The following is a 23639-nucleotide window of genomic DNA, read 5'->3' on the forward strand; positions in this document are numbered from 1 at the left end:
ATTCCATCATTTTATTACGGAGGGGTTATTCATGTCTGTATTTACACCAGAAGAAATTACGGAACTTGCTGCGAATTCCGGAAGGAAAAAAGCTCATTTATCATTACTCCCTATGCTAATTCTCGGTTTTTTTGGCGGTGCTTTTATCGCATTAGGGTATTTACTCGATATTCATGTTATTGGGACAATGCCAAAGGCTTGGGGATCATTTTCTAGTTTTCTAGGCGCTGCTGTATTCCCTGTTGGTCTTATTCTCGTTATTCTTGCAGGCGGTGAACTAGTAACTGGCAACATGATGACAGTTTCTATGGCCTGGCTCCAAAAGAAAATTACTTTATTTTATTTCATACGAAATTTAGTTATTGTTACATTTAGCAATTTCATAGGAGCTGTATTTGTAGCCTATTTTTTCGGTCATATCGTTGGCTTAACTGAAGGAGCTTTTTTAGCGAAAACTATTTCTATCGCTCAAGCGAAACTACAAGATACACCATTGCAAGCATTTATTTCTGCAATCGGATGTAATTGGCTCGTTTGTTTAGCTGTTTGGCTCAGTATGGGAAGTAAAGAATTTATCGGAAAGATTATCGGTATTTGGTTCCCAGTTATGACTTTTGTTGCGATTGGATTTCAACACGTTGTAGCAAATATGTTTGTCATCCCAGCCGCAATTTTTGCCGGTCATTTCACTTGGGCTGAATATTTTCCAAACTTTATTTTTGTTTTCTTTGGAAATTTAGTAGGAGGTATGTTATTTGTAGCACTACCTTACTTCATATCTTATAATAAGAAACTATCTTCTTATCAAGAGAAGACTGAAATGAAGAACAAATCTCTGTCGGCTTAAATAGAATGTCTATAAAGAACCCTAAAAATATTACAAATTTCATTTTTTTTGCGAATATATGTACGTACACTTGTTCTCGAATGTTTTATACGTTATAATAACAACTTAAATAGCATTATTTACATATGAGGTGAAAAACATGAACAAAACAGAATTAATTAAAAACGTAGCACAAAATGCTGAGATTTCTCAAAAAGAAGCTACTGTAGTTGTACAAACTGTAGTAGAATCAATCACTAACACTTTAGCTGCTGGTGAAAAAGTACAACTTATCGGATTCGGTACATTCGAAGTTCGCGAAAGAGCTGCTCGTACAGGCCGTAACCCACAAACTGGTGAAGAAATGCAAATCGCAGCTTCTAAAGTACCTGCTTTCAAAGCTGGTAAAGAACTAAAAGAAGCTGTAAAATAATGAAAAATATCCTTCTCATTTATGAGAAGGATATTTTTTCATAACATAATTAATAAAAATCTGACCATTATGCTGTTTCTTTTGTTCTTTTATGCAAATAAAATCTTTACTTTCAAAAAAAGGTTTTGCGGTAATGCTCGCCTCTGTATATATCTCCCTATGCCCTAGGTTCACTGCTTCTTTTTCTAACTTCTGTAGTATGTATGAAGCGACTCTTTTCCCTTGATAATCTTTATGCGTAAATAAACGATCTACGTAACGATCATCGTTATAATCCCCAAACCCCACAATCATACCTTTATGATCGGCTACATAGCTAATATTCTTTTCTAAAGACTGTAACCAATTTTCTCTATCTAGTCGCTCCGGTGCCCACGCCTGTAGCTGTAACTCATTATAATCTTTTGCATTAACCGTATGAACTGTTTCATAGAACAATTGTAATACTTGATCTAAATCTTTTTTCTGGAATGTTCTAATTATAATATCTTTTAACATATATAAGTCTCCTTACCAAACTACCTCTTAACTTTTCTACTACATACGATTCTATATTTCTGCTTTATTATATCGTTTTAATTTCTATACGAACAAAAAAACAATACTTATTCAAGTATTGTTTTTTAATTCTATTCAATTACTTAATGTAGCTTTTTAAGATTTTAATTTAACTCTTTGTAATCGTAATGCATTTAATACAACGGATACAGAACTAAATGCCATCGCTGCTCCAGCAACCCAAGGGGCTAAGAAACCTAATGCCGCAATTGGAATTCCTAACGCGTTATAAGCTAATGCCCAGAATAAATTTTGTTTAATATTTCTTATCGTCATTTTACTCATAAATATCGCATCAGCAATACTATTTAAGTCACCACGGATTAACGTTATATCCGCTGCTTCCATCGCTACATCCGTTCCCGTTCCAATTGCCATACCAATGTTCGCTGTAGCAAGAGCAGGAGCATCATTTATCCCGTCTCCAACCATCGCTACTTTCTTACCATTTGTTTGCAGTTTTTTCACTTCTTCTGCTTTTCCTTCTGGCAATACTTCTGCAATTACGTGATCAATACCAACTTGCTTTGCAATTGCCTGAGCAGTTTGTGTATTATCTCCTGTAATCATCACAACGTCTAGACCCATTTTTTTCAGTCTTGCGATAGCTGCTTTTGAAGTATCTTTCACAGTATCTGCAACGGCAACTATACCAGCATATTCTTTATCGATTGCAATAAGCATTGCTGTTTTTCCTTCTCGTTCTAGCGCTTCCATTGATTTAGAAACTTCTTCAATATCAATATTGAATTTCTTCATTAATCGACGTGTACCAATTAATAAGTGTTTTCCTTCTACAACTGATTCGATACCAAATCCCGGAATCGCTTCAAACGTTTCTGAACTTGGGATATCAATTTTCTTTTCTTTAATTCCTTCTACAATCGCTTCTGCAAGCGGATGTTCAGAATTTCTTTCTGCTGCCCCTACTAATCTAAGCAGTTCATTTTCATTGAATCCATCTGCTACAATTACATCTGTTAATACCGGCTTCCCATTTGTCACTGTACCCGTTTTATCTAAAATAACCGTATCTAATCGGTGCGTTGCTTCTAAATGCTCTCCACCTTTAAATAAAATACCATACTCAGCCGATCTTCCTGATCCTGCCATAATAGATGTAGGCGTTGCAAGACCTAATGCACATGGACAAGCAATAACAAGTACTGCTATCATTTTCTCAAGTGCTCCGCCAAAATCACCAGGTGTAACAAATATCATCCATACTGCAAATGTGATAATCGCAATCACAACTACAACCGGTACGAAAATACCTGAAATTTGATCTGCTACCCTTTGAATAGGAGCTTTTGAACCTTGTGCCTCTTCTACTACTTTAATAATTTGAGCTAATGCAGTATCTCTTCCTACCTTAGTTGCTTTCACTTTTAAAAATCCATTTTTATTTATTGTCGAACCTATTACTACATCCCCAATTGACTTATCAACAGGAATACTTTCACCCGTTAACATCGATTCATCAATTGCTGACTTTCCTTCTACAATCTCACCATCTACTGGTATTTTTTCACCAGGCTTTACATAGACGATATCACCAGCTACTACTTCTTCAATCAAAATTTTTATTTCTGTTCCATCTCGCACAACTGTAGCTGTCTTCGCTTGTAAACCCATCAATTTTTTAATTGCTTCTGATGAGCGCCCTTTTGCTTTCGCTTCAAATAATTTACCTAAAATAATTAATGTAATAAGTACCGCACTCGTTTCAAAATATAAATCTGTCGTATGTTTCGAAGAACCAATAGATTGAATACTTAAATATACACTATAGAAATACGCGGCCGACGTTCCAAGCGCCACGAGAACATCCATATTCGCACTTTTATTACGTAACGCTTTATAAGCTCCAACATAAAACTGTCCACCAATGATAAATTGAACAGGAGTTGCAAGTGCTAGTTGCACCCAAGGGTTCATTAACATATCTGGTAAATAAATAAACGACGTAAATGAGAAATGACTAACCATTGCCCACAATAATGGGAAAGATAAAATAAACGAAATAATAAACTTCTTCTTTTGTCTTTCAATTTCTTGTAATCGATGATCAGTTGATGCATCTTGATCATCTGGTTTCACTTCTAATTTATATCCTAGCTTCGTAATCGTACTCTTCATTTCATTTACATTAACTTCATCAGGATTAAAGTCTACTGTAGCTGATTCTAAAGCAAAATTTACTGTCGCTTTGTTCACACCATCTAACTTATTTAAACGCTTTTCAACTCTATTTGCACATGCTGCACATGTCATTCCTGAAACAGTAAATTCAGCTTTATCACTTACAATTCCATATCCTAACGATTCAACTTTTTCTTTAAACTGTTGCGGATTTGTTTTAGTTGGATCGTACATTATTTTTGTTTTTTCAAGTGCAAAATTTACATTTGCCTCATGAACACCTTCTACTTTTTTTAGACCTTTTTCAATTCTATTTGCACATGCCGCACATGTCATTCCCGATATTTGAAGATTGGCCTCTTTTTTTTCATTCATGTCTCTCACCTCTATATACCCTTATGAGGTATAATGATTAGCAAAATAAATCGTACTTTATTTAAAGTACGATTTATTTCCATATCTAAAAATAATTATTGAACATCGTATCCTTGGTCTTCGATTACAGCAACGATATCTTTTAATGTTACGGCAGACGAGTCGATAGTAACTTCAACAGTTCCTTCTGCTAATTGAACCTTCACTTGTTCAACACCGTTTAGCTCTTTCACACTGCTTTCGATAGCATTTACACAATGTCCACAAGACATACCTTCAACCTGTAATGTTAACTGTTCCATTTAAAATCCTCCTCTTGTTTATTCATTGTTTGTTAATCACAATTACATCTTACCATACCCCCCTAAGGTAATCAATGGTTTTATATCATGATTTTTCAATTATTTTCTAAAAGTTTATTTTACACACACTTTTTCACATCAATACGCCGAGATCTTATTATGAAGGTAAACAAAAAAACAAGCCAGTGACATACTAGCTTGTTTTTACGCTTTTGAAAAACGTTCAAATACAGTCATTAATTCTTCAATTGCTTCGTCACCATTGCCATCTTTAATAGCACCTGAAACACAATGACTTGTATGGTTTTTTAATACACCCATTCCTACTTTTTTCATCGCTGCATTAATCGCTGAAATTTGCACTAAAATATCCACGCAATAACGATCATTTTCAATCATATTTTGAATACCGCGGACCTGTCCTTCAATTCTCTTTAATCTATTTATAATCTGTTCTTTTTCTTTTTCTGATCTATGTGTTACTGCTTCATGCTCTTTATGATCCATATTATCACCTTCTTAAAGTTTCTCTTCATTCAATAAAACAATTGTTTTTTATGAGTATACCAATTATAGCATTAAATATCTACGCATGATACCCCATAAGAGTATATTTACACTTTATGATTATTCTTAGCAACTCATTAGCTTCTTAATCTCAATTTTCAGTATACCCTTTCCTTTTTGTCACAAAATCATTATATCTCTCATCAAAATTCAATAAAGTGAAACAAGAATAAGCGGGGATTAACCGCCCCCGCTTATTCTTCGTCTATAATTTTTTAATTTTAATTTTCAGATATTTAACCCTAGAATTTTTCTTTCCATATATAATTATTGCTGATCACATACTTTTGTATCATTCACTACTGAAGTTCCTTCAACGGTTACCGTATGAAAACAATCATTCACTCGAACTGTCACAACATTATCTTGCCGATTAATGATATGATATTCATTAAAATTTTTATTCAGAGCACTGCGAATTTGTTCTCCTTCATAAATTGGGATGCCATGCGATAAAACCCAAATAAGTCCAGCGATAGCAAGAATTGTTTTCATACGATCTACCTCCTTGGGAATATAGTGAACTTTTAATCCATGCTTTTTCAACTCTACGAATCATGATTGAAATAAACCAAGCCTTTTTGGAAATAAGTTCATTTCGTCTATTTTATGTTTATGCTAATTGTGACCGATTTGTGACAACTTTTTGTCTCTTTAGACGAAAAGTTGAAACAAAACTTTCGAAAAGGACAATTCTACATATTAAAAAAGGTTATGGAATGTTTTATCCATAACCTTTTTTCCTATACGTAACTAATAAACCTCAATCCTTTACTTAAAGACGTCGGCACAACAGATGCATGATTCTCCCCTTCAGCTTCATAAAACTTAAATTTAAGTTTATCGTGGTTTACTTGGAGAAGGCGCTCTGATAATTCATTTGCACCTACAACCATATGCTCTCGTTCTAGTGACCCAACTGTAAGGAACACTCCTGTTTCAAACTTAGCATTGTTTAATTCATGTATAAGGTTCTCTTCTTTTTCAAGTACGGATTTATTATTCCACCATATAGATGGACTACTAATAAAATAATTTTGAAAAGCATTTAAGTTTGTAAATAGTATATAAAGAGCAAATAGTCCACCTAAAGAATGTCCAAATAACGTTTGCTTACTTTTATCAATCTCAAAATTCTTTTCAATTTGTGGTTTCAGTTCTTCTTCAATAAAAGTATAGAAATTATGTGCTCCTCCTGTTTTAGGCCACGGTTTACCGTCTGGTTTTAAAGGGGCATCTTTTGAAATTACGCTAGGCGTAAAATCATAGCACCTTTCTTCCCCTGAAAATGCGCCTTCAATTGGATAACCCACTGCTACTATAATAGCTGGTGAAACACCGGTTTTTTCCGCTCTTACTGATTGTATTTTAACTGCTTCATGAAATGTTTGAAAAAAGGCATTGCCATCTAATACGTAAATGACAGGATATCCTGAATCCGGTGCTGGTTGCCTCGGCTTTGAAATATGAATTTGATATTCCTTACCTTCTAATTTTGAATACATTTTCCACTGCTCTGTATTAGATGTTATAATCTGCTGTTTTTCAACTGTAGTATTCACCCTATTCCCCCTCTTTTTTAACTTGTTACATATATTTCGATTTTTTCTTCTTCAGATACAACGCTATCATATCCGAAACAAACAGGAGCCCCGTTATACGGATCAATCATGACACGTGCATCAATATGAAATACTTCTTTTAACACTTCATTTGTAATGATTTCTTCCGGGCTACCAGTTGTAACAATTTCTCCTTCCTTCATTGCAATAATTTCATCTGAAAACCTTGATGCATGGTTAATATCATGTAATACCATAACAACCGTACAATTATGTTCTTTATTTAACTTCTCCACAATTTGTAATACATCTAATTGATGAGACATATCAAGGTATGTAGTTGGCTCATCTAATAGCAACACTTCTGTCTCTTGTGCTAATGCCATCGCTAGCCATACCTTTTGTCTTTGACCACCTGATAAATTTGCAATTTGTCTCGTTCGAAATTCAGAAGTTTTCGTTATATCTAATGCCCAATCAATCATTTCTTTATCTTTTGTCGTTAACTTATTTACGTTATTTCGATGTGGATAGCGTCCATAAGAAATTAATTCTTCCACTTTAAGCTCACCTGGTGCAATTGGAGTTTGCGGGAGTAAAGCTAACTGCTTCGCAATTACTTTCGTTGGAATTGTATGTAAATCCTGTCCTTGCAAATATACTTTACCGCTTTTTTGTTTTAAAATTCTTCCCATTGTTTTTAACAATGTCGATTTACCGCAACCGTTTGGACCTATAATTGTCGTTACTTTTCCTTCTTGTATTTCCACATTTAAATCGCGAAACACTGTAAGCTTTTCATAACTTGTTTCTAAATTTTTTGCACTTAAAATACTCACTTTTATTCCTCCTCTTACGCTTTCGCCTTATAAAGTAAATATAAGAAATACGGTACACCGACAATAGAAATAACGATTCCAACTGGTAGCTCTACAGGTGTAAAAACTGTTTTCGCAATAAAGTCTGAAGCAATTACAAGAAACATTCCGATTACGCCGCACGTAGGAATTATATACTTATGTTGAATACCGACAAGCCTTTTCGCTATATGCGGTGCCATTAAGCCAATAAAACCGATACTCCCTGAAACAGCAACACATGCGCTCACAAGCCCGATACTACTTAATAGTAAAATCGATTTCTCTCTTTCTACTGAAACACCTAAACTTGTAATACTCGTTTCTTCCAATTGAAATAAATCTAATAAATAAGCTTTCTTTTGTATAAGCGGAATTAAGATAATAAGCCATGGTAACATAGCCACAATATACTTCCAGTTTGCACTATATATGCTTCCAGACACCCACACTGCGGCCATTTCAAAATCAGTTGACTTCATTTTGAGTGATAAGTACATAGAAAAGGCTCCAAATCCTGATCCAATTGCAATCCCTGTTAATAAAAGTCGCTGCGAATCTAATTTACCGTTTTTCCAAGAAAACAGATAAATGATGATAGCTGCACCTAATCCGCCTACTAAACCAAACATTGGCATCATCATAATAGAAACCCAGTCTGTGCTTTTTAATTGCCCTTGAAAGAAAAACATAAAAATGACAATCGCTGTTCCTGCTCCGGCATTTACGCCTAAAATACCTGGGTCCGCCAACCCATTTCTCGTAATCCCTTGAATAACGGCACCCGCAACACCAAGGCCTAATCCTACTAATCCAGCAATTACGATGCGCGGAAGGCGAAACTCAAAAATAACTAAATCATGTTCTGGTACTGGATCAATTCTAAAAAGTGTTTTAAATACATCTGTAATCGTAATGTCGAACGTACCATTTGTTAAACTAATATAAATAGCACATAGTATTAAAAATATAATAATCCCCATCGTCATTCCGAAACGTTGACTTGAACTTTTAAGCATGTCTCTCTCCTCCTCTAGTACGGATTAAATAAAGGAAGAAAGGAATTCCAATTAAAGAGGTAACGACTCCAATAGGTGTTTCAAATGGATAGTTTATAAATCTACTCAAAACGTCACATAACGCTAAGAAAACGCCACCAATAACACCTGCACATGGCAAAATCCACTTATAATCTACCCCAATTATAAAGCGCGTAATGTGCGGAATAATTAAACCTACAAAACCAACTTTCCCCACTAAAGCAACTGCTGTTCCTGTTAAGAAAATTACCGATAAAATTGCCATCGCTTTAACTAGTTTTGTACGTTGCCCTAAATTAATAGAAACCTCTTCGCCTAATGAAAGAATGGTAATAGATTTTGATATTAACAATGCTAAAATTATTCCAATTATCCCAAACGGTATCGTGATTTTAATGATATTAGGATCTACTTGATCTAACTTTGCATTAAACCAAAAACTAACATTTTGAGAAATTTGGAAATACGAAGCCATTGCAGCCGATACACTACTTAAAAATGTTCCAATAACTGTTCCTATAATCGCTAACCTAACTGGTGATAAGCCATTTTGAAGGAGCGAACCAAAACCAAATACGATACCGGCTCCTAGTGCAGAACCAATCATTGAACATACAACCATACCAATTGATGACATTCCCGGAAGAAAAATCATGCTAAGTGTAATAACAAAGGCAGCGCCATCCGTCACACCCATAATAGAAGGGGATGCAAGATAGTTTCTTGTCATCCCCTGCATAAGTGCTCCTGATATGGCTAGAAATGCTCCGACTAAAAGAGCTGCAACTACCCTTGGTAAACGTGAAGTAATAATAATATTATGATTTACATCGCTTGAATCAAAATGAAATAATGCGTTCCACACTGTTTCAGCGTCAATACTTTTTGCCCCATACAAAATCGAAAGTATAATTGTAAATAAGATGAGTATGGGTGCTATACATAATATAGTTACTGGTACTGCATTTGTTTTCTGCATATCATTCAACGCACCTTACTTATTGTATTATTTAGATAAATTTTTCACGGCTTCTTTTAAGAATGCTGTTTTACTCCAAGCTGTACCACCTTGTGCCATTGGATCTACAACATTTACAAATACTTTCTTTTCCTTCGCAGCATTCATACTTTGCCAAATTGGATTACTTTCAATTTCTTCTAACACTTTCGGGTTTTTATTTTCACTTGCCTCATATTGTAAGAAAATATAATCTGGGTTAAGTTCAGCAAGTTTTTCAAATGAAATTTTCTCTTGTGCTTTTACAGTTTTCAATTGTTCTGGAGCAGTTAGTCCAAGATCTTTATAAATTACAGGGTTGAAGTATACTCCTTCTGGATATAGGAATAATTCATTTGCTCTTAGTCTTATGACAAGTACTTTTTTATCTTTTAACTTATCTCCTAGTTTTGCTTTTGCTTTTTCAGCGTCCGAATTGTAATCCTTAATAATTTTTTCTGCTTTATCTTTTTTACCAGTTAATTCTCCCATTAACTTTAAGTTATCTTCCCAATTTGTTGAAACGTGTGATACCGGGAATGTAGGAGCTACTTTCGTAAACTTTTCAGCTGTTTCTGCTGGGAATTTCGTACTCGATGTAATAACATCTGGTTTTAATTGTAGTAATGTTTCGAAATTGGGTTGCATTTTCTCACCAACAGATTTAGCACCTTCTAACTCTTTTTCAAGATATTTTGGTAATTTACCACCTACAGTAATGGCACCAACTGGTTTAATTCCAAGTACTGCCGCATCTTCCATTGACTCTAAACTAGCTGTCGCAATTTTATCTACTTTTGCTGGCACTGTATACTCTTTACCTAAATATGTGATTTTTCGTTTTTCATCTTTTTTCGTTTCCGTAGCTTTTGTCTGTTGTTTTTGCTCGCCTGAAGTTTTATCCGCACTATTACATGCCGCTAAACCTACACTTAAAACTGTAACCATCCCTAAAGTAAATAATTTCTTGTTCATCTTTATATGTCTCCTCTCGAATTTTCAAACTATATTCTCAATAAAATTTAACTATATGAACCTTGTCCCATATATATATTTCATTAGATTAATAATTTTATCCAGAACTCATTCCCGTTCACTTCCCCTAGACTATAATTCTTTTACGCCTTCATCACTTGATAATCATTTTCACTGATAATGATTATCGTTACTAAGTATATATTTAATATGAAATTATTTCAAGAATGATTTGAAAAATTTTAACAAACTGAATTAAAAAAAGAAGTATCTCCCTAATATTAGGGAGATACTTCTTTTTTTTAGAAATTTATATGTAATTCAACTGGACAATGGTCTGACCCCATTACTTCACTATTAATTTTCGCTTCTGTTATTTGGTCTTTCATTCGTTCCGAAACAACAAAATAATCTAAACGCCATCCAATATTTTCACCTTTGTAATCTTGCTCTTACATTTATGAATACATACATACGCACTTTATTCAGGTTATACTAATTTCAGAGGTGATGTTCTATGCACAATGAAGGAGTTACATTAACAAATGAGTATTGGCAAGCAATTATTCATAATGATTCTTCCTATGATAGCAAATTCTTTTATGCTGTGAAATCAACTGGAATCTTTTGCAGACCATCATGCAAATCAAGAATACCGAATAGAAACAATGTACGAATTTTTCATCATGCAGAGCAAGCATTAAGTGAAAACTTTCGCCCGTGCAAACGTTGTAAGCCAAATGGAATCACTTTACCTAATGAAGAGTGGGTAAAACAAATTAAAGACTATATCGAAAAGCATTATGACAAATCTTTAACTCTCGACATGCTTGCGGAAATGTGTCACGGTAGCCCTTTTCATTTACAACGTACTTTCAAAAGAATAATAGGGCTAACTCCTATAGAATATATACAACAATTCAGGATTCTTAAAGCAACCGAATACCTTTTACACACAAATCAATCTATTAAAGAAATTAGTACTGCTGTCGGGATAGAAAACCCAGAATATTTCGCAACTTTATTTAAAAAGAAAACCGGATTTACTCCTACTGAATATCGAAAAAAGAACGAGATGAAAGAGGGATACGATAATGAATTCCTACAAAAATAATTATATATATTGGACGCTACTTACACATAAAAATTGGCAATTTCATATTGCTGCAACTGAAAATGGACTATGTTTCATTGGATCACAAGACGAAAACTTTGAAGAATTAAATATATGGGCTAGAAAAAAACTGCCCCAACATATATTGATCCATAGTCCAGATTACTTGCAAATATATACGAAAGAAGTTATCGAGTATTTAGAAAACAAGCGAGAAACTTTTACATTCCCTATCGATGCTTATGGAACTAATTTTCAATTATCTGTTTGGAATACGGTACGTGAAATTCCTTATGGAAAGACATATTCTTATACAGAAATTGCTGAAAGAATTCAAAAACCTAAAGCTGTGCGCGCCGTTGCTTCTGCTATTGCTGCTAATCCTCTTCTTATCACCATTCCTTGTCACCGCGTTATTGGGAAGAATGGGAAACTAACCGGATTTAGGGGTGGATTAGAAATGAAGAAAAAATTGCTTACATTAGAAAAGTTGCAGGTGGAATTCATATGACAGCAGAATATAATAGCGTATTATCTATAGCAGTTCCAAAAGAATTTTGTTTCCAAGAAAATTTACGTTATCTATCACGTTCTAACAATGAATGTATGTTCCATATTGAAGATAACAAAATTTATAAAGTTATCCCTGTTCAAGATGTAAATCCTTTAGTTGAAATTAGTGTGAATACAGATGGCAATATTCAAATACATTGTTTAGAAGAATCATATACATCTGAAAAATCGATACGTGAAGCTGTAGCTAACTATGTAAAAGAATGGTTTGATTTAACTACTGATTTAGCTCCCTTTTATACATTAGCTAAACATGATTTACTCCTTCAAGGACCAATTGAACAATATTACGGCCTTCGTACTTTAGGTATTCCAGACTTATTTGAGGCACTTTCCTGGGGAATTATCGGTCAACAAATTAACTTAACATATGCTTATACGCTAAAAAGAAGATTAGTTGAGCAATTTGGAAGTTATGTAGAATGGGACGGTAGAAAGCATTGGATATTCCCATCACCTGAAACAATTGCAAATCTACATGTAGAAGATCTCCAACAATTAAAAATGACGACTAGAAAATGTGAATATTTAATCGGTATTGCGAAGCTTATTACAGAGAGAAAACTATTAAAAGAGGATTTACTGCAAACACAAGATGTAAAGGTTGCTGAGAAACAATTAACCGCTATCCATGGTATAGGACCATGGACTGCCAACTATGTTTTAATGCGTTGTTTAAGATTTCCTTCAGCTTTTCCAATTGATGATGTTGGTCTGCATAATGCAATTAAATTTATAACAGGTTCCGAAAATAAACCGACTAAAAATGAAATAAAAGATTTCGCGGCAAACTGGGCTAATTGGGAGTCTTATGCGACTTTTTATTTGTGGCGAGTACTATATTAAAAGAACCAAGTAGCACATTCGTACTACTTGGTTCTTTTTTAAGCTTGCTCCTCAAAACGTCTTGCAATTTCCACAATAACTTGAACAGCTTTTTCCATAGTATCTACCGAAACATACTCAAATTTACCGTGATAGTTTTCACCACCAGTGAAAATATTCGGCGTCGGTAATCCCATATATGATAATTGTGATCCATCTGTGCCTCCGCGAATCGGATGAATATTTGGTTCAATGTCTAAACTTTTCATTGCTTCATATGCAATATCAACAATTTCTCTTACCGGTTCAATTTTTTCAAGCATGTTATAGTATTGATCATTCATTTCTAAAACGACTGCATCTTCGCCATATTTTTCTTGCATAGTCTTCACAATATTTTTAACGTTATTTTTACGTGCCTCAAAATTTTCACGATCAAAGTCTCGAATAATATAATACGCTTTACTTTGCTCAACATCACCATTTAAAGAAAGTAAATGATAGAATCCCTCATAGCCTTCTGTATATTCTGGCGCCTCTTCTACTGGTAAATACCCGTTAAACTCCATAGCCAGTTTAGTAGCATTGCGCATTTTATTTTTCGCTGTTCCAGGATGTGTATTCGTTCCGTTAAACGTTAACTTAGCACCTGCAGCATTAAAACTTTCATACTCTAAACCACCTAATGGACCTCCATCCATCGTATAAGCGAATGATGCACCAAACGCTTCTACATCAAAATGCGCTGGCCCACGACCAATTTCTTCATCCGGTGTAAATGCTACTCTTATTTTCCCGTGCTTAATTTGCGGATTATGTATTAAATGGTTCATTGCAACCATAATTTCTGTAAGACCAGCTTTATCATCTGCTCCTAGAAGTGTTGTACCATCAGTTGTAATAATGGTATGTCCTTTATATGATGGTAATTCCGGGAACTGCTCTGGTGTTAACACAACATTTAGCTCTTCATTTAACGTAATTGCATTACCATCAAAATTTTCATGAATTTGTGGCTTGACGTTTTTCCCTGTAAAGTCTGTTGCCGTATCTAAATGGGCTAAAAATCCGATTACAGGAACATCCTTGTCCGTATTAGCTGGAAGTGTTGCCATTACATAGCCATTATCATCCATCGTTACTTCTGTTAAACCAATTTCTTTTAGCTCTTCCACTAATAACTTACCAAACTCAATTTGTCCTGGTGTTGTTGGTACTGTATGACTTTCTTCATTTGATTGCGTATCAATTTTTACATATCTCGTAAATCTTTCAATAAGTTCTTGTTTCAAGTTCATTCACTCCCTTTTATGTTCCTCCCTCCATTATAATCCTTAAAACGAAATATTTTAACTTTTTTGACTGTGAAGATGTATATTTCATTTACATTGTTAACACTTTTACATAACAAAAAGAAAATTAGCGAACATATTTAAAGTACAGCTTAATACAAATAAATCCACCCTATTTACGACTCTCATCGCAAATAGGGTGTTGCTGTTTTTATCTCGCAATTTAAGAATATATACTACTCATTTACAATAAAAGTATATACATCATCATAAATACAGCCATTTACTTTAATCACATACTTCCCAGGTTTATTAAAACTAATTGTGTATTTATTTAACTGAATTGCTTCTTTATCTCCAGAAAGAATATCAATGCTTCTGCCACTTAATACATACAATTCATTTAGATTCATCGTTACATCAATTGTATTGAAATTTTCTACTTTCACTTGCTGTGCTTCCGCAACGCTTACACTTGGTTCTAAAAACAGTAGTCCACTTAATCCAATCGTACCTGCTAAAGCAACTCCCGCAAACTTTTTAATCTGTTTCATTACAATGACCTCCTTATAGATTTTACGTAAAGGCAATGTCCTCCCTTACACCACAAAGCCTATATGTAATGAAATGAAAAGTAAACGGGGACTGTAAGACAAAATTCTACATCTTTTTCTCCTATTGAATATAAATCCAACGTTTGGAATTTTGACACATTTAAAATTGTTTCCCTAAACCAATTTCTCCATAATTTATTCAAAGACTGAATAATTACTTATTTATTTAACATTCTAACAATAGTTGATAAAGATGCTTTCTATTCAAAAAAAGACTTTGCTATAAAAGTAACTTTTACAACAAAATCCATGCAACTAATTTTATTCAGCTTTCCATAATCTCTCTACATTCATTAATTGTTCTTCTTTAAATTCCATCTTATATATATCCGGTTTTGACGTATTCATTAAAAATTCAAAACCATATTGTTTATCAAAATAGTTCATCATTAATGTCATGACAAGCCCATGTGTACCAATTACAATTTTGCATCCTCGAAAATCCATTAAGATTTCTTTTAATACTTTCACTACTCTTCTCTGGCAATCTGCATATGACTCTCCTTCCGTTCGTGCAAAATCCGGATTAGAGAACATCTTCTGTACAAGTGGATACACCTCTTTGTCTGATATAACCTGATCCTCACTTGAAAACATACACTCTTTAAGATTTTCATATACTACTATTTCTTTTTCATGGAAATTAGCTGACTCCTCTATCGTTAGCATAGCCCGATTATAAGGACTGGAAATAAAAGCATCAATCCTCTCCGCTTTTAATATGTCAGTTACTCTACGGGCATCCATATGTCCCCTCTCAGTTAATCCACGCATTCTTTCATTTCCTTCTAGTTTTGGTGATTCACCATGTCTAACCATATAAATATATGTGCTCATAATTTCTCCTTAAAATTTTTTATAAAGTGAAACTTTAATCAGCCCTCACTAATCGGGCTGCCCGGCAAATAGCGAGATAAGTTAATAAATCACGTTCATTTATCCCATTTCAACACTTAGGGGTAATACTAAAATACTTTATAAACTGTGCTGATTTGTTCGTCTAATCCATTCTCCTACTAAACTCTCAAATAATTCAGGCTGCTCAATTTGCAAATTATGCCCTGCCATATCTAACACTGCTAATGTTGCCCTTGGATATTCTTCAATAATTTCTATAATATTTTGATAACCTACTGATATATCTTGTCTTCCAGTCAGTAAAAGAACGGGATTTTCATATTTTTCATGCTGAAAATCCATAGTAAGAGAGTAATTCTTTTGCAACCTTTCAATAAATTCATAATTAGCAACATCTAACCCAGGCTTAATTTCTTCTTTAAATCGCTTATATGTATATTCATTTGCTATTACAGCTAACTCACAAAATTCCTCTCTTTCTGTGGAAGTGAGCGTATTTAAAAATTCCTCATCTTGTACAATTACCTGTTTATATGGAAGAATCCTTTTTTCTGGCTCCGCTACAACAACAGGACATACTAATAGTAATCCGCTAACTCTCTCAAACATCTTTGCAAGTATACCTTTGGCTAAATAGCCTCCATATGATTCTCCTACCAATAAAAATTTTTCAGTAGAAATGATTTCCTCAATAAATGTGATAAGCACTTCTACTATACGATCTGAACTATTTATCCAATTTGGAGCATTCGATTTTCCCATTCCAGGTAAATCAATATATATTCGCTTATAACCTTCATATTTCTGAAATACTGATTCCATACATTTCATCATTAACCTATGGTCAGGGGCGCAGCCATGTATGATAATGACCGGTTTACCCTCTCCCACAATTTCATAGTATATTTCTGCATCTTTAATTCGATATATCATAAAAAAGCCTCCCTATTTAGTGGCAATACTATTCCACTCTGTAAGAATACACGTTCTTATTTTATATCTTTTCTCAACATTTTCACAAATATTAATTTTCAGATTAAAAATAAAAAGCTCACCAAAAAAAGATACTCATCATTTTATATGCAATTTTGCATCTCCACTTACAAATCACTAAAAAAACTTTACAATTCAAAGGATGACTAAATATACAATTTCTATTTAAAGTCTTGATACAGTCTGTACTATCAACCGCAATATTTTTCCAACCTTAAGAATACTTACACTCTTTAACACTTTCCTTATAAACATGATTTTTATAAGGAAATCTGATACAATTCTTAAATAATATTATTATGTATAGATATAACGAACATAGTGCATAATTAAAGAAGGTGATTTCATTGAAATTAAATAAAAATTTACAATTATGTATATTAATCGGAACATTAATATGCTATTCAATCTATTTTATGTTTTTCTATCTATTCCCTACTCATTTTTCAAATTCAGATGTACGCTTCGCTTCACTTGTCGTTGAAGCCATTACATTTGTATCACTGATTTACTCTATATATTCTAAAAAAGTCAGTTCAAATCCGTTTTGGATATGTATTACAATAGCAATTGGTAGTTTTTTATTAGGGAAAATAGTATATACATATCAAGATAGCTTCTTCGAAATTCCAATACATCGTTTTACGGTTTCTGATGTATTTTACATGTTTTTTCTATTTTTCTGTCTTATCGCTTTCTGCTATAAAATCTTAAAGGAATGCAATAAATGGGAAAAAGCGTTCTTTATTTGTGATATATGCATAGTGCTTACTTCCATATTTACATTAGAATGGTATTTATTTAATCAACCAAATTTAAATATATTCGCTCTTTCACTAGGAGATGTTTTCCTTTCATTTTTATACCCAATTGCAGATTTATTATTTCTACTGCTAGGTGTTAGTCTCATTTTCCGTCCAACAATTTTTAATTCCAAACGGAAAATTTATATCTTTATTTTTGTATTAATAAGTTCTGCAACTTTTAACTATATTTATTTTTACTTAAATAACCACTTATCAACTGAAACGATAATATTATTACGTCTTTTATATAGAATACCTATATTACTTATTGCAATAGCTGGCTCTATTTCAGAAGATCATAATAGCCATAAAAATTATTTCCTTGTAAACCCTATAATAGGAAAAAAAGCTTTAGTTGTATTTCCCTATCTTGCTGTTGCAATACTAATCGGGTTTACATTAAAAGAACAAACATCATCTTCAACTCTCATTACAGGAAATTGTATTACTTTTATTTTCGTACTCATTCGTCATTCTATCGTACGTATGCAAAACAATTCCTTAACAAAACGTTTGCAGGCATTTAATGCCCAACTAGAAGAAAAAGTTACTTTACGGACGTCTGATTTAGTTCATAAATCAGAGGCTCTTTCTCAAAAACAGCAAAAGTTTAAATCATTATATGAATATCATCCTGACCCTATCTTCACCATTGATTTAAATGGAATATTCTTAAATGTAAATAAGGCTGGGAGTGTACTACTTGGGGCACCAACGGATGAGTTACTAGGTGAAACTTGTTTTTCGATCATTTTAGATGAAGATAAGCATAAGCTAGCATTGGCATTAGAAAAAGTGAAACAACAAGAATCGGCATTCTTACAACTTAGTTCTCAATATAAAGATGGCTTTACTTATTTTTTATACGTTACAATCATTCCTATTATAATAGACGGACAAATTTCAGGAAGCTATATTATGGTGAAAGATATTACTGCACTAAAAAAACAGCAAGAAGAAATAAAATATTTAGCATTCCATGACACTGTAACGAAAATTGGTAACCGTGCCTTTTTCCATAAGAAATTAAAGAGAGTTATAAAAAATGCTGAAATAACAGAAAGCGAGTTTGCATTATTATATTTAGATTTAGATCGCTTTAAAGCAATTAACGATACACTTGGACATTCATCAGGAGATTACATATTAGAAGAAGTAGCAAAGCGATTCCAATCATGTCTTCCATCACATACTCATCTTTCAAGAATCGGTGGCGATGAATTTACAATCATAATTGAAAACTATACTGACGAAGATTACTTATTCCAATTATGTAACCAATTATTTAAATGCATGAAAAAGTCATTTATCATACATGAGCATAAATTAACTTTATCACTGAGTATCGGCATCGCTATTTATCCACATTCCGGAATCGATACCGCTACACTTCTGAAAAACGCTAATGTTGCAATGTATGATGCAAAAGCAAAAGAACTTAACTCTGTATCTATTTATGACGATGTAATCGCTAAAAAAATTGAAAGACGATTGCGATTAGAAAAAGATTTACCAAACGCACTACAAAATGAAGAATTGTTCCTTTTGTATCAACCTCAAGTTGATAGTGAATCTAATAAAATTATCGGTGCAGAAGCTTTAATTAGGTGGAATCATCCTGAATTAGGTATTATTTCTCCATACGAGTTTATTCCGATTGCAGAAGAAACACTACAAATTATTTCAATAGGTAAATGGACATTAGAGCAGGCTTGTAAACAAATGAAACGTTGGCACGCACTCGGATATTCACATTTAAAAATAGGTGTAAATTTATCTGCTAAGGAATTTGAACAAGAGGATTTTGTAAAATCTATTTCTTCTACTTTAACAAATACAGGTTTACCAGCAAGCTCTCTTGATCTTGAATTAACAGAGCGAATTGCAATGATGGATGAGCGAGAAACATTGATAAAACTGCGTACACTAAAAAGTTTAGGGATTCACATTTCTATCGACGATTTTGGTACAGGTTATTCTTCGCTAGCCTACTTACCTTTGTATCCAATTGATACGTTAAAAATCCCGAGAGAATTTATTACAATGTCTGAAACATGTGATGATGGAATGGAAATTATTAAAACGATCATCACATTAGCAAATACATTAGGAATGTCTGTCATTGCTGAAGGTGTAGAAACGAAAGAGCACGTAAATTTCCTTCAAAAAAATAAATGTCAGTTTATTCAAGGTTATTATTACAGTAAACCTATCCATATTCATGCATTTACTGAGCTATTAGAAAACGGCATTCACCCATAGTACATAACTAATTAGAACAAATATAGCAAAAAGGAAAGAAGATACCTTCTTTCCTTTTGTTTTTCTATTTACATTTCTATTACTTCACCACTTCATTTATTATATCTATTATTTGATGAATTCCCTCATCATTTGTTTTCTTATATCCATTCATGTTTTGAATATATTTCTCCTTATTTGTATACAACTTATTTACTGCATGTATAAATGTATTCGTACTTACTCTGTCTTGGAGTATAACTTCCGCATATCCTTGCCGTGAAAAATATTCAGCATTTAAAACTTGATCTCCCCTACTGGAACTGTTAGTTAACGGGATAAGCAACATCGGTTTCTTCAAAAATAACAATTCAGAAATAGCAGTAGAACCCGCTCTAGAAACTACAACACTTGCCATATTTAGTATATGCGGCAACTCGTCGCCTATATATTCAAATTGCATATATCCCTCCATGCCAATAGATGGGTCTACCTTCCCTTTACCACATATATGAATAATATTAAAGTTTAATAGTATTGTATCTACACATTCCCTTACCATATCATTTATCCACTTAGCACCCTGACTCCCACCCATAATTAATAATACTGGTTTATCTTGCTGAAATTCACAATATCTTCTTCCTCGTAATACGTTACCCTTCTCAATTTCTTCCCTTACAATTGGTCCTACATAAACCTTCTTCTCATTACTTACATTTTCTCCTGTCTGAGGAAATGTTGTGCATAGCTTTGTAGCAAAAGGTAATGCTATTTTATTGGCAAGCCCTAATGTGCTATCTGGTTCACGTATAATTATAGGCACACGATTTAACCATGCTCCTATAGCTACAGGAACTGAAACAAATCCTCCTGCTGAAAAGATAACGTCAGGCTTTGTTTTCTTAATTAAATTATAACTTTGTAAACAACCGCGTATAATTTTAAAAGGATCTTTAAAATTCTCCCAATCCCAATATCTCCTAAGCTTTCCCGTTGAAACACTATTGTATTTAACATTTTGCACTAATGATTTTTCAATTCCATTTTTGGATCCAATATACTCGACTCTCCAGCCTTTCTCTATAAATTTAGGAATTAATACAATATTAATCATAACGTGTCCGGCTGTACCGCCCCCAGTAAAAAGAATCGTTTTGCTCATAACTTATACCCACCTTTATTATTAAAAATCTAGCTTTCTCTTTACCTTTTAAATGTAAATAAACTTATTATTTTTTATATAAATCTTTAACTCCACCTCTATATCTTGTAAAAGATCGTTAATGAGTTCATAAAAATCATTTCCATACTCACTACACTCGTATTGAGCAAAGATTTGAATCACATACCTAGTTTCCGTCTCTAATGCTGACTTTATTTGATTAACCCTTTTTTCTTCTACATACGCTTGATATTTATGTATTGCCTCATACAGACGCAATACATGCGCTTCTTCATCTCTCCAATCCAACGTATCAACAATTGAAAGAAATAGCGTATTTTGATTATCTATTATTTCATAATCATTCATATATTTCTTACACCCTTTTTTGTTTTTCATTGCATGCAGATGTCACTACACTTCGCATACTCAAGTACATCTTTTAATGATTGATGAAATTCAATTTCTGGGATCCAACCTAACCTTTTTATTTCCTCTATTGCTAAACTCTCATTTGAGTCGCTCCCACTTTTCCCTGTTTCCTCTATAAAAAAATTTAACTGTGTTAATTCTTTATATTGTTCTAGTACATTTAATAAAGATTGTTTTACTCCTGATCCGATATTATATTGTTTTCCATTTATTCCATCTCGTAATAACACATGATACGCTTTAATCGCATCACGTACATCTAGAAAATCTCTACTATCTTTCAAACTGTTTACTTCAATAATGGCTTTACTTCTACCTGATTCTATATCTATCATTTTCTTTGCGAGAATCGAACAAATGCCATTCGATTCCCCTGGACCAATTAAGTTTGAGGGCTTTGCAATGATAATATTTGAATCCATTAATCCTCCCCAAGCCTCTGCAATAATGACTTGCATCGTTTTACTTAAACTATATGGATTTGAAATTTTTATTTCGTTCATACTATCTGCTTGCAAAGCAGATCCTATAACTAATGTTCTACAATGCGAGGCTTCTTGCTTAATTGCTTCTAATAAATATAACGTTCCTATTACATTAATCTCTATATACTCAAGAGCAGCTGTCCAAGATTCTATAACCGAATTCCTTCCTGCTAAATGCAATACGTAGTCTGGCTTTATTTGTTTCATTACCTTCATTACTTCGCTCTTATTAGTTAAATTACACGTAATACCATTTCTAATTTTTTCTCTATGTGCACGATTTTGAAACATAGGAATTACATGAAAGCCCTGCTCTAAAAAATAGTGGCAAGCATGGCGTCCTGTGAAACCATTTGCACCAGTTATTAAAAGGCTCGCATTTTTTTTCATCGCAAAAACCCTCCTTTTAATAGCATTTGTTTCACCTCATGTTTTGCAAGCAAGTCTTGTTGAGAACTAAAACTCTTCACATCCACTAGCGGATAGCTAGAATAATATTCTTGAGGTCCTTCGATAGGAATCGTCGGTAGTACCACAAAATAATTTTGATCAAAACTTATACTTGTTTTACTCTCTACCTCAGATAGAAGCATTTCACTTAATTTTTCACCCGGTCTTATCCCTACCTCTTTCACCTTAATATTTTCTTTTTTTGAATCTTCAATTAATATTTCTGCTAAATCTGTTATTTTACATGCCGGCATTTTCATAACAAAGATTTCCCCGCCTCTACCTTGATATACTGCTTTAAATAACAATCCAACAGCATCTTCAACTGTTAAGAAAAATCTAGTCATATTCGCATCGGTAATCCCTACTTGTGAAGATCTTTTAATTTGTTGTTTAAAAAGTGGTACTACACTTCCACTCGTTCCTAAAACATTTCCACCACGAACACAAATGAATTTTGTTTTCTTCGTTTGTATATTCGCATGAACCATTAATTTTTCACCAATTGCTTTTGTCATCCCATACGTATTTGATGGATCGGCTGCTTTATCCGTTGAAACATATATAACTTTTTCAACTTGCATCTGTATAGAGGCTTCAATTACATTTTGCGTACCATGTATATTGGTTTTTATAGCTTCATAAGGATAATACTCACATACTGGAACATGTTTTAAAGCTGCAAGATGGAACACATAATGTACACCTTGGCAAGCATAGACTAGTTGATCTTTATCACGAATATCTCCAATAATAAATTTTAACCTATCATCATTTATATACTTTTGCTGCATTTCAAACTGAACCGTTTCATTTCTTGAAAAAATTCTAATTTCTTTCGGTGATTTTTCTAATAGTTGTTTTATAAGTTCATGCCCCCACGAACCTGTCCCACCAGTAATTAAAATTATTTTATTTAACATTCTTTTTCCTCCTACGAAACATCTCAATTTAAATAATATTTATTGAATTATTTTCAATTGATTCAAATCATAATCGTCGTTTGTTACATTTAATTGACAAAATAAAAAAACAGAAACTATTAAACATAGTTTCTGTTTTTCATTTCACCTCACAACAGTAAGATTTTTTATACTGTTTGCATGATAAATAAATTCCTTGTAAAAAAACACCGCTCATTTATTTCTTATACTCGT

At 33.2% G+C, this 23639-nt stretch carries 24 protein-coding genes and 1 pseudogene; 6 read left to right on the forward strand and 19 right to left on the reverse strand.

From position 1 onward, the window contains the following. The first annotated feature begins 31 nt into the window (after positions 1–31). On the forward strand, positions 32–847 hold the full coding sequence (locus MR168_RS00070) for a formate/nitrite transporter family protein (protein ID WP_006922243.1): 816 nt from the start codon (positions 32–34) through the stop codon (positions 845–847). A 139-nt stretch (positions 848–986) separates the two neighbouring features. Next, positions 987–1259: an HU family DNA-binding protein gene (locus MR168_RS00075; RefSeq protein WP_001043904.1), complete on the forward strand. Its 273-nt coding sequence runs from the start codon at positions 987–989 to the stop codon at positions 1257–1259. A gap of 15 nt (positions 1260–1274) precedes the next feature. Here the strand turns inward: MR168_RS00075 and MR168_RS00080 are convergent, their stop codons facing one another. From MR168_RS00080 to MR168_RS00130, 11 genes and pseudogenes are all read right to left on the reverse strand, one after another. Beyond that, positions 1275–1757: a GNAT family N-acetyltransferase gene (locus MR168_RS00080; protein ID WP_000910167.1), complete on the reverse strand. Its 483-nt coding sequence runs from the start codon at positions 1755–1757 to the stop codon at positions 1275–1277. Between the two features lie 156 nt (positions 1758–1913). Then, complete coding sequence (locus MR168_RS00085; RefSeq protein ID WP_086411742.1) at positions 1914–4334, reverse strand: heavy metal translocating P-type ATPase; 2421 nt, start codon at positions 4332–4334, stop codon at positions 1914–1916. Positions 4335–4429: 95 nt separating this feature from the next. After that, a complete protein-coding gene (copZ, locus tag MR168_RS00090; RefSeq protein ID WP_000436973.1) occupies positions 4430–4636 on the reverse strand; it encodes a copper chaperone CopZ in 207 nt (68 codons plus the stop codon). Positions 4637–4840: 204 nt separating this feature from the next. Beyond that, on the reverse strand, positions 4841–5143 hold the full coding sequence (locus tag MR168_RS00095) for a metal-sensing transcriptional repressor (protein WP_000349636.1): 303 nt from the start codon (positions 5141–5143) through the stop codon (positions 4841–4843). 327 nt (positions 5144–5470) lie between these two features. Further along, entirely contained in the window at positions 5471–5698 is a 228-nt protein-coding gene (locus MR168_RS00100; protein WP_000849104.1) for a hypothetical protein, read from the reverse strand. 248 nt (positions 5699–5946) lie between these two features. Beyond that, entirely contained in the window at positions 5947–6765 is an 819-nt protein-coding gene (locus tag MR168_RS00105; RefSeq protein WP_006922233.1) for an alpha/beta hydrolase, read from the reverse strand. Between the two features lie 17 nt (positions 6766–6782). Beyond that, complete coding sequence (locus MR168_RS00110; protein ID WP_086411743.1) at positions 6783–7604, reverse strand: ABC transporter ATP-binding protein; 822 nt, start codon at positions 7602–7604, stop codon at positions 6783–6785. A 14-nt stretch (positions 7605–7618) separates the two neighbouring features. Further along, on the reverse strand, positions 7619–8641 hold the full coding sequence (locus MR168_RS00115; protein ID WP_000920450.1) for a FecCD family ABC transporter permease: 1023 nt from the start codon (positions 8639–8641) through the stop codon (positions 7619–7621). Continuing rightward, positions 8634–9641: a FecCD family ABC transporter permease gene (locus tag MR168_RS00120; RefSeq protein WP_006922226.1), complete on the reverse strand. Its 1008-nt coding sequence runs from the start codon at positions 9639–9641 to the stop codon at positions 8634–8636. Before MR168_RS00120 ends, MR168_RS00115 begins: the two co-directional genes overlap by 8 nt. A 27-nt stretch (positions 9642–9668) precedes the next feature. Continuing rightward, on the reverse strand, positions 9669–10634 hold the full coding sequence (locus MR168_RS00125; RefSeq protein ID WP_001035506.1) for an iron-hydroxamate ABC transporter substrate-binding protein: 966 nt from the start codon (positions 10632–10634) through the stop codon (positions 9669–9671). 302 nt (positions 10635–10936) lie between these two features. Beyond that, positions 10937–11074 (reverse strand): annotated as a pseudogene (locus MR168_RS00130) (exodeoxyribonuclease III); the annotation flags it as partial. 77 nt (positions 11075–11151) lie between these two features. Between MR168_RS00130 and MR168_RS00135 the strand changes: the two are divergent. From MR168_RS00135 to MR168_RS00145, 3 genes are read left to right on the forward strand one after another with little or no spacing between them, the layout of a single operon-like run. Further along, entirely contained in the window at positions 11152–11748 is a 597-nt protein-coding gene (locus tag MR168_RS00135) for a bifunctional transcriptional activator/DNA repair enzyme AdaA (protein WP_006922223.1), read from the forward strand. Next, positions 11729–12259: a methylated-DNA--[protein]-cysteine S-methyltransferase gene (locus tag MR168_RS00140; RefSeq protein WP_001089833.1), complete on the forward strand. Its 531-nt coding sequence runs from the start codon at positions 11729–11731 to the stop codon at positions 12257–12259. Before MR168_RS00135 ends, MR168_RS00140 begins: the two co-directional genes overlap by 20 nt. Further along, positions 12256–13167, forward strand: coding sequence for a DNA-3-methyladenine glycosylase 2 (locus MR168_RS00145; RefSeq protein WP_000123520.1), 912 nt, complete (start codon positions 12256–12258; stop codon positions 13165–13167). The genes MR168_RS00140 and MR168_RS00145 overlap by 4 nt, the downstream gene beginning before the upstream one ends. 38 nt (positions 13168–13205) lie before the next feature. Here the strand turns inward: MR168_RS00145 and pepT are convergent, their stop codons facing one another. The 4 genes from pepT to MR168_RS00165 all read right to left on the reverse strand — a co-directional run bounded on the left by pepT (position 13206) and on the right by MR168_RS00165 (position 16843). Further along, positions 13206–14438, reverse strand: coding sequence for a peptidase T (gene pepT / locus MR168_RS00150; RefSeq protein WP_000807014.1), 1233 nt, complete (start codon positions 14436–14438; stop codon positions 13206–13208). A 236-nt stretch (positions 14439–14674) separates the two neighbouring features. Further along, positions 14675–14992 (reverse strand): hypothetical protein, encoded by a 318-nt coding sequence (locus MR168_RS00155; RefSeq protein ID WP_000809495.1) that lies wholly within the window; start codon positions 14990–14992, stop codon positions 14675–14677. Positions 14993–15313: 321 nt separating this feature from the next. Then, positions 15314–15889: a histidine phosphatase family protein gene (locus MR168_RS00160; RefSeq protein WP_086411744.1), complete on the reverse strand. Its 576-nt coding sequence runs from the start codon at positions 15887–15889 to the stop codon at positions 15314–15316. A 138-nt stretch (positions 15890–16027) separates the two neighbouring features. Next, the gene (locus MR168_RS00165) at positions 16028–16843 is read right to left on the reverse strand and encodes an alpha/beta fold hydrolase (protein WP_000640337.1); all 816 of its coding nucleotides are present in this window, start codon (positions 16841–16843) and stop codon (positions 16028–16030) included. A 407-nt stretch (positions 16844–17250) separates the two neighbouring features. Here MR168_RS00165 and MR168_RS00170 point away from each other — a divergent pair, with 407 nt between their 5' ends. Next, positions 17251–19971, forward strand: coding sequence for a putative bifunctional diguanylate cyclase/phosphodiesterase (locus tag MR168_RS00170; protein ID WP_006922219.1), 2721 nt, complete (start codon positions 17251–17253; stop codon positions 19969–19971). Between the two features lie 79 nt (positions 19972–20050). On the opposite strand, the gene MR168_RS00175 is transcribed toward MR168_RS00170, so the two are convergent. Genes MR168_RS00175 through MR168_RS00190 form a run of 4 tightly spaced genes read right to left on the reverse strand, consistent with a single transcriptional unit; the run spans position 20051 to position 23405 of the window. Then, entirely contained in the window at positions 20051–21115 is a 1065-nt protein-coding gene (locus MR168_RS00175; RefSeq protein WP_000047564.1) for an undecaprenyldiphospho-muramoylpentapeptide beta-N-acetylglucosaminyltransferase, read from the reverse strand. 48 nt (positions 21116–21163) lie between these two features. Next, the gene (locus MR168_RS00180) at positions 21164–21514 is read right to left on the reverse strand and encodes a DUF6572 domain-containing protein (RefSeq protein ID WP_015055176.1); all 351 of its coding nucleotides are present in this window, start codon (positions 21512–21514) and stop codon (positions 21164–21166) included. After that, positions 21511–22422 (reverse strand): SDR family oxidoreductase, encoded by a 912-nt coding sequence (locus MR168_RS00185; protein WP_000739075.1) that lies wholly within the window; start codon positions 22420–22422, stop codon positions 21511–21513. Before MR168_RS00185 ends, MR168_RS00180 begins: the two co-directional genes overlap by 4 nt. After that, positions 22419–23405 (reverse strand): UDP-N-acetylglucosamine 4,6-dehydratase family protein, encoded by a 987-nt coding sequence (locus tag MR168_RS00190; protein ID WP_086411745.1) that lies wholly within the window; start codon positions 23403–23405, stop codon positions 22419–22421. The genes MR168_RS00185 and MR168_RS00190 overlap by 4 nt, the downstream gene beginning before the upstream one ends. Positions 23406–23639 lie beyond the last annotated feature (234 nt).

This window comes from Bacillus cereus group sp. BfR-BA-01356 (assembly GCF_022663635.1).
In the GTDB taxonomy this organism is placed as follows: domain Bacteria; phylum Bacillota; class Bacilli; order Bacillales; family Bacillaceae_G; genus Bacillus_A; species Bacillus_A cereus.

Excerpts from the sequence above, each read along its gene's own strand:
- MR168_RS00165 (WP_000640337.1), bottom strand. The coding sequence starts at position 16,843 with ATGATATATCGAATTAAAGATGCAGAAATATACTATGAAATTGTGGGA.
- MR168_RS00135 (WP_006922223.1), top strand. The coding sequence starts at position 11,152 with ATGCACAATGAAGGAGTTACATTAACAAATGAGTATTGGCAAGCAATT.
- MR168_RS00175 (WP_000047564.1), bottom strand. The coding sequence starts at position 21,115 with ATGAGCAAAACGATTCTTTTTACTGGGGGCGGTACAGCCGGACACGTT.
- MR168_RS00070 (WP_006922243.1), top strand. The coding sequence starts at position 32 with ATGTCTGTATTTACACCAGAAGAAATTACGGAACTTGCTGCGAATTCC.
- MR168_RS00125 (WP_001035506.1), bottom strand. The coding sequence starts at position 10,634 with ATGAACAAGAAATTATTTACTTTAGGGATGGTTACAGTTTTAAGTGTA.
- MR168_RS00190 (WP_086411745.1), bottom strand. The coding sequence starts at position 23,405 with ATGTTAAATAAAATAATTTTAATTACTGGTGGGACAGGTTCGTGGGGG.
- MR168_RS00095 (WP_000349636.1), bottom strand. The coding sequence starts at position 5,143 with ATGGATCATAAAGAGCATGAAGCAGTAACACATAGATCAGAAAAAGAA.
- MR168_RS00180 (WP_015055176.1), bottom strand. The coding sequence starts at position 21,514 with ATGAAAAACAAAAAAGGGTGTAAGAAATATATGAATGATTATGAAATA.
- copZ (WP_000436973.1), bottom strand. The coding sequence starts at position 4,636 with ATGGAACAGTTAACATTACAGGTTGAAGGTATGTCTTGTGGACATTGT.
- MR168_RS00160 (WP_086411744.1), bottom strand. The coding sequence starts at position 15,889 with ATGAGCACATATATTTATATGGTTAGACATGGTGAATCACCAAAACTA.
- MR168_RS00100 (WP_000849104.1), bottom strand. The coding sequence starts at position 5,698 with ATGAAAACAATTCTTGCTATCGCTGGACTTATTTGGGTTTTATCGCAT.
- MR168_RS00080 (WP_000910167.1), bottom strand. The coding sequence starts at position 1,757 with ATGTTAAAAGATATTATAATTAGAACATTCCAGAAAAAAGATTTAGAT.
- MR168_RS00185 (WP_000739075.1), bottom strand. The coding sequence starts at position 22,422 with ATGAAAAAAAATGCGAGCCTTTTAATAACTGGTGCAAATGGTTTCACA.
- MR168_RS00120 (WP_006922226.1), bottom strand. The coding sequence starts at position 9,641 with ATGCAGAAAACAAATGCAGTACCAGTAACTATATTATGTATAGCACCC.
- MR168_RS00140 (WP_001089833.1), top strand. The coding sequence starts at position 11,729 with ATGAATTCCTACAAAAATAATTATATATATTGGACGCTACTTACACAT.
- MR168_RS00075 (WP_001043904.1), top strand. The coding sequence starts at position 987 with ATGAACAAAACAGAATTAATTAAAAACGTAGCACAAAATGCTGAGATT.
- MR168_RS00085 (WP_086411742.1), bottom strand. The coding sequence starts at position 4,334 with ATGAATGAAAAAAAAGAGGCCAATCTTCAAATATCGGGAATGACATGT.
- MR168_RS00115 (WP_000920450.1), bottom strand. The coding sequence starts at position 8,641 with ATGCTTAAAAGTTCAAGTCAACGTTTCGGAATGACGATGGGGATTATT.
- MR168_RS00155 (WP_000809495.1), bottom strand. The coding sequence starts at position 14,992 with ATGAAACAGATTAAAAAGTTTGCGGGAGTTGCTTTAGCAGGTACGATT.
- MR168_RS00145 (WP_000123520.1), top strand. The coding sequence starts at position 12,256 with ATGACAGCAGAATATAATAGCGTATTATCTATAGCAGTTCCAAAAGAA.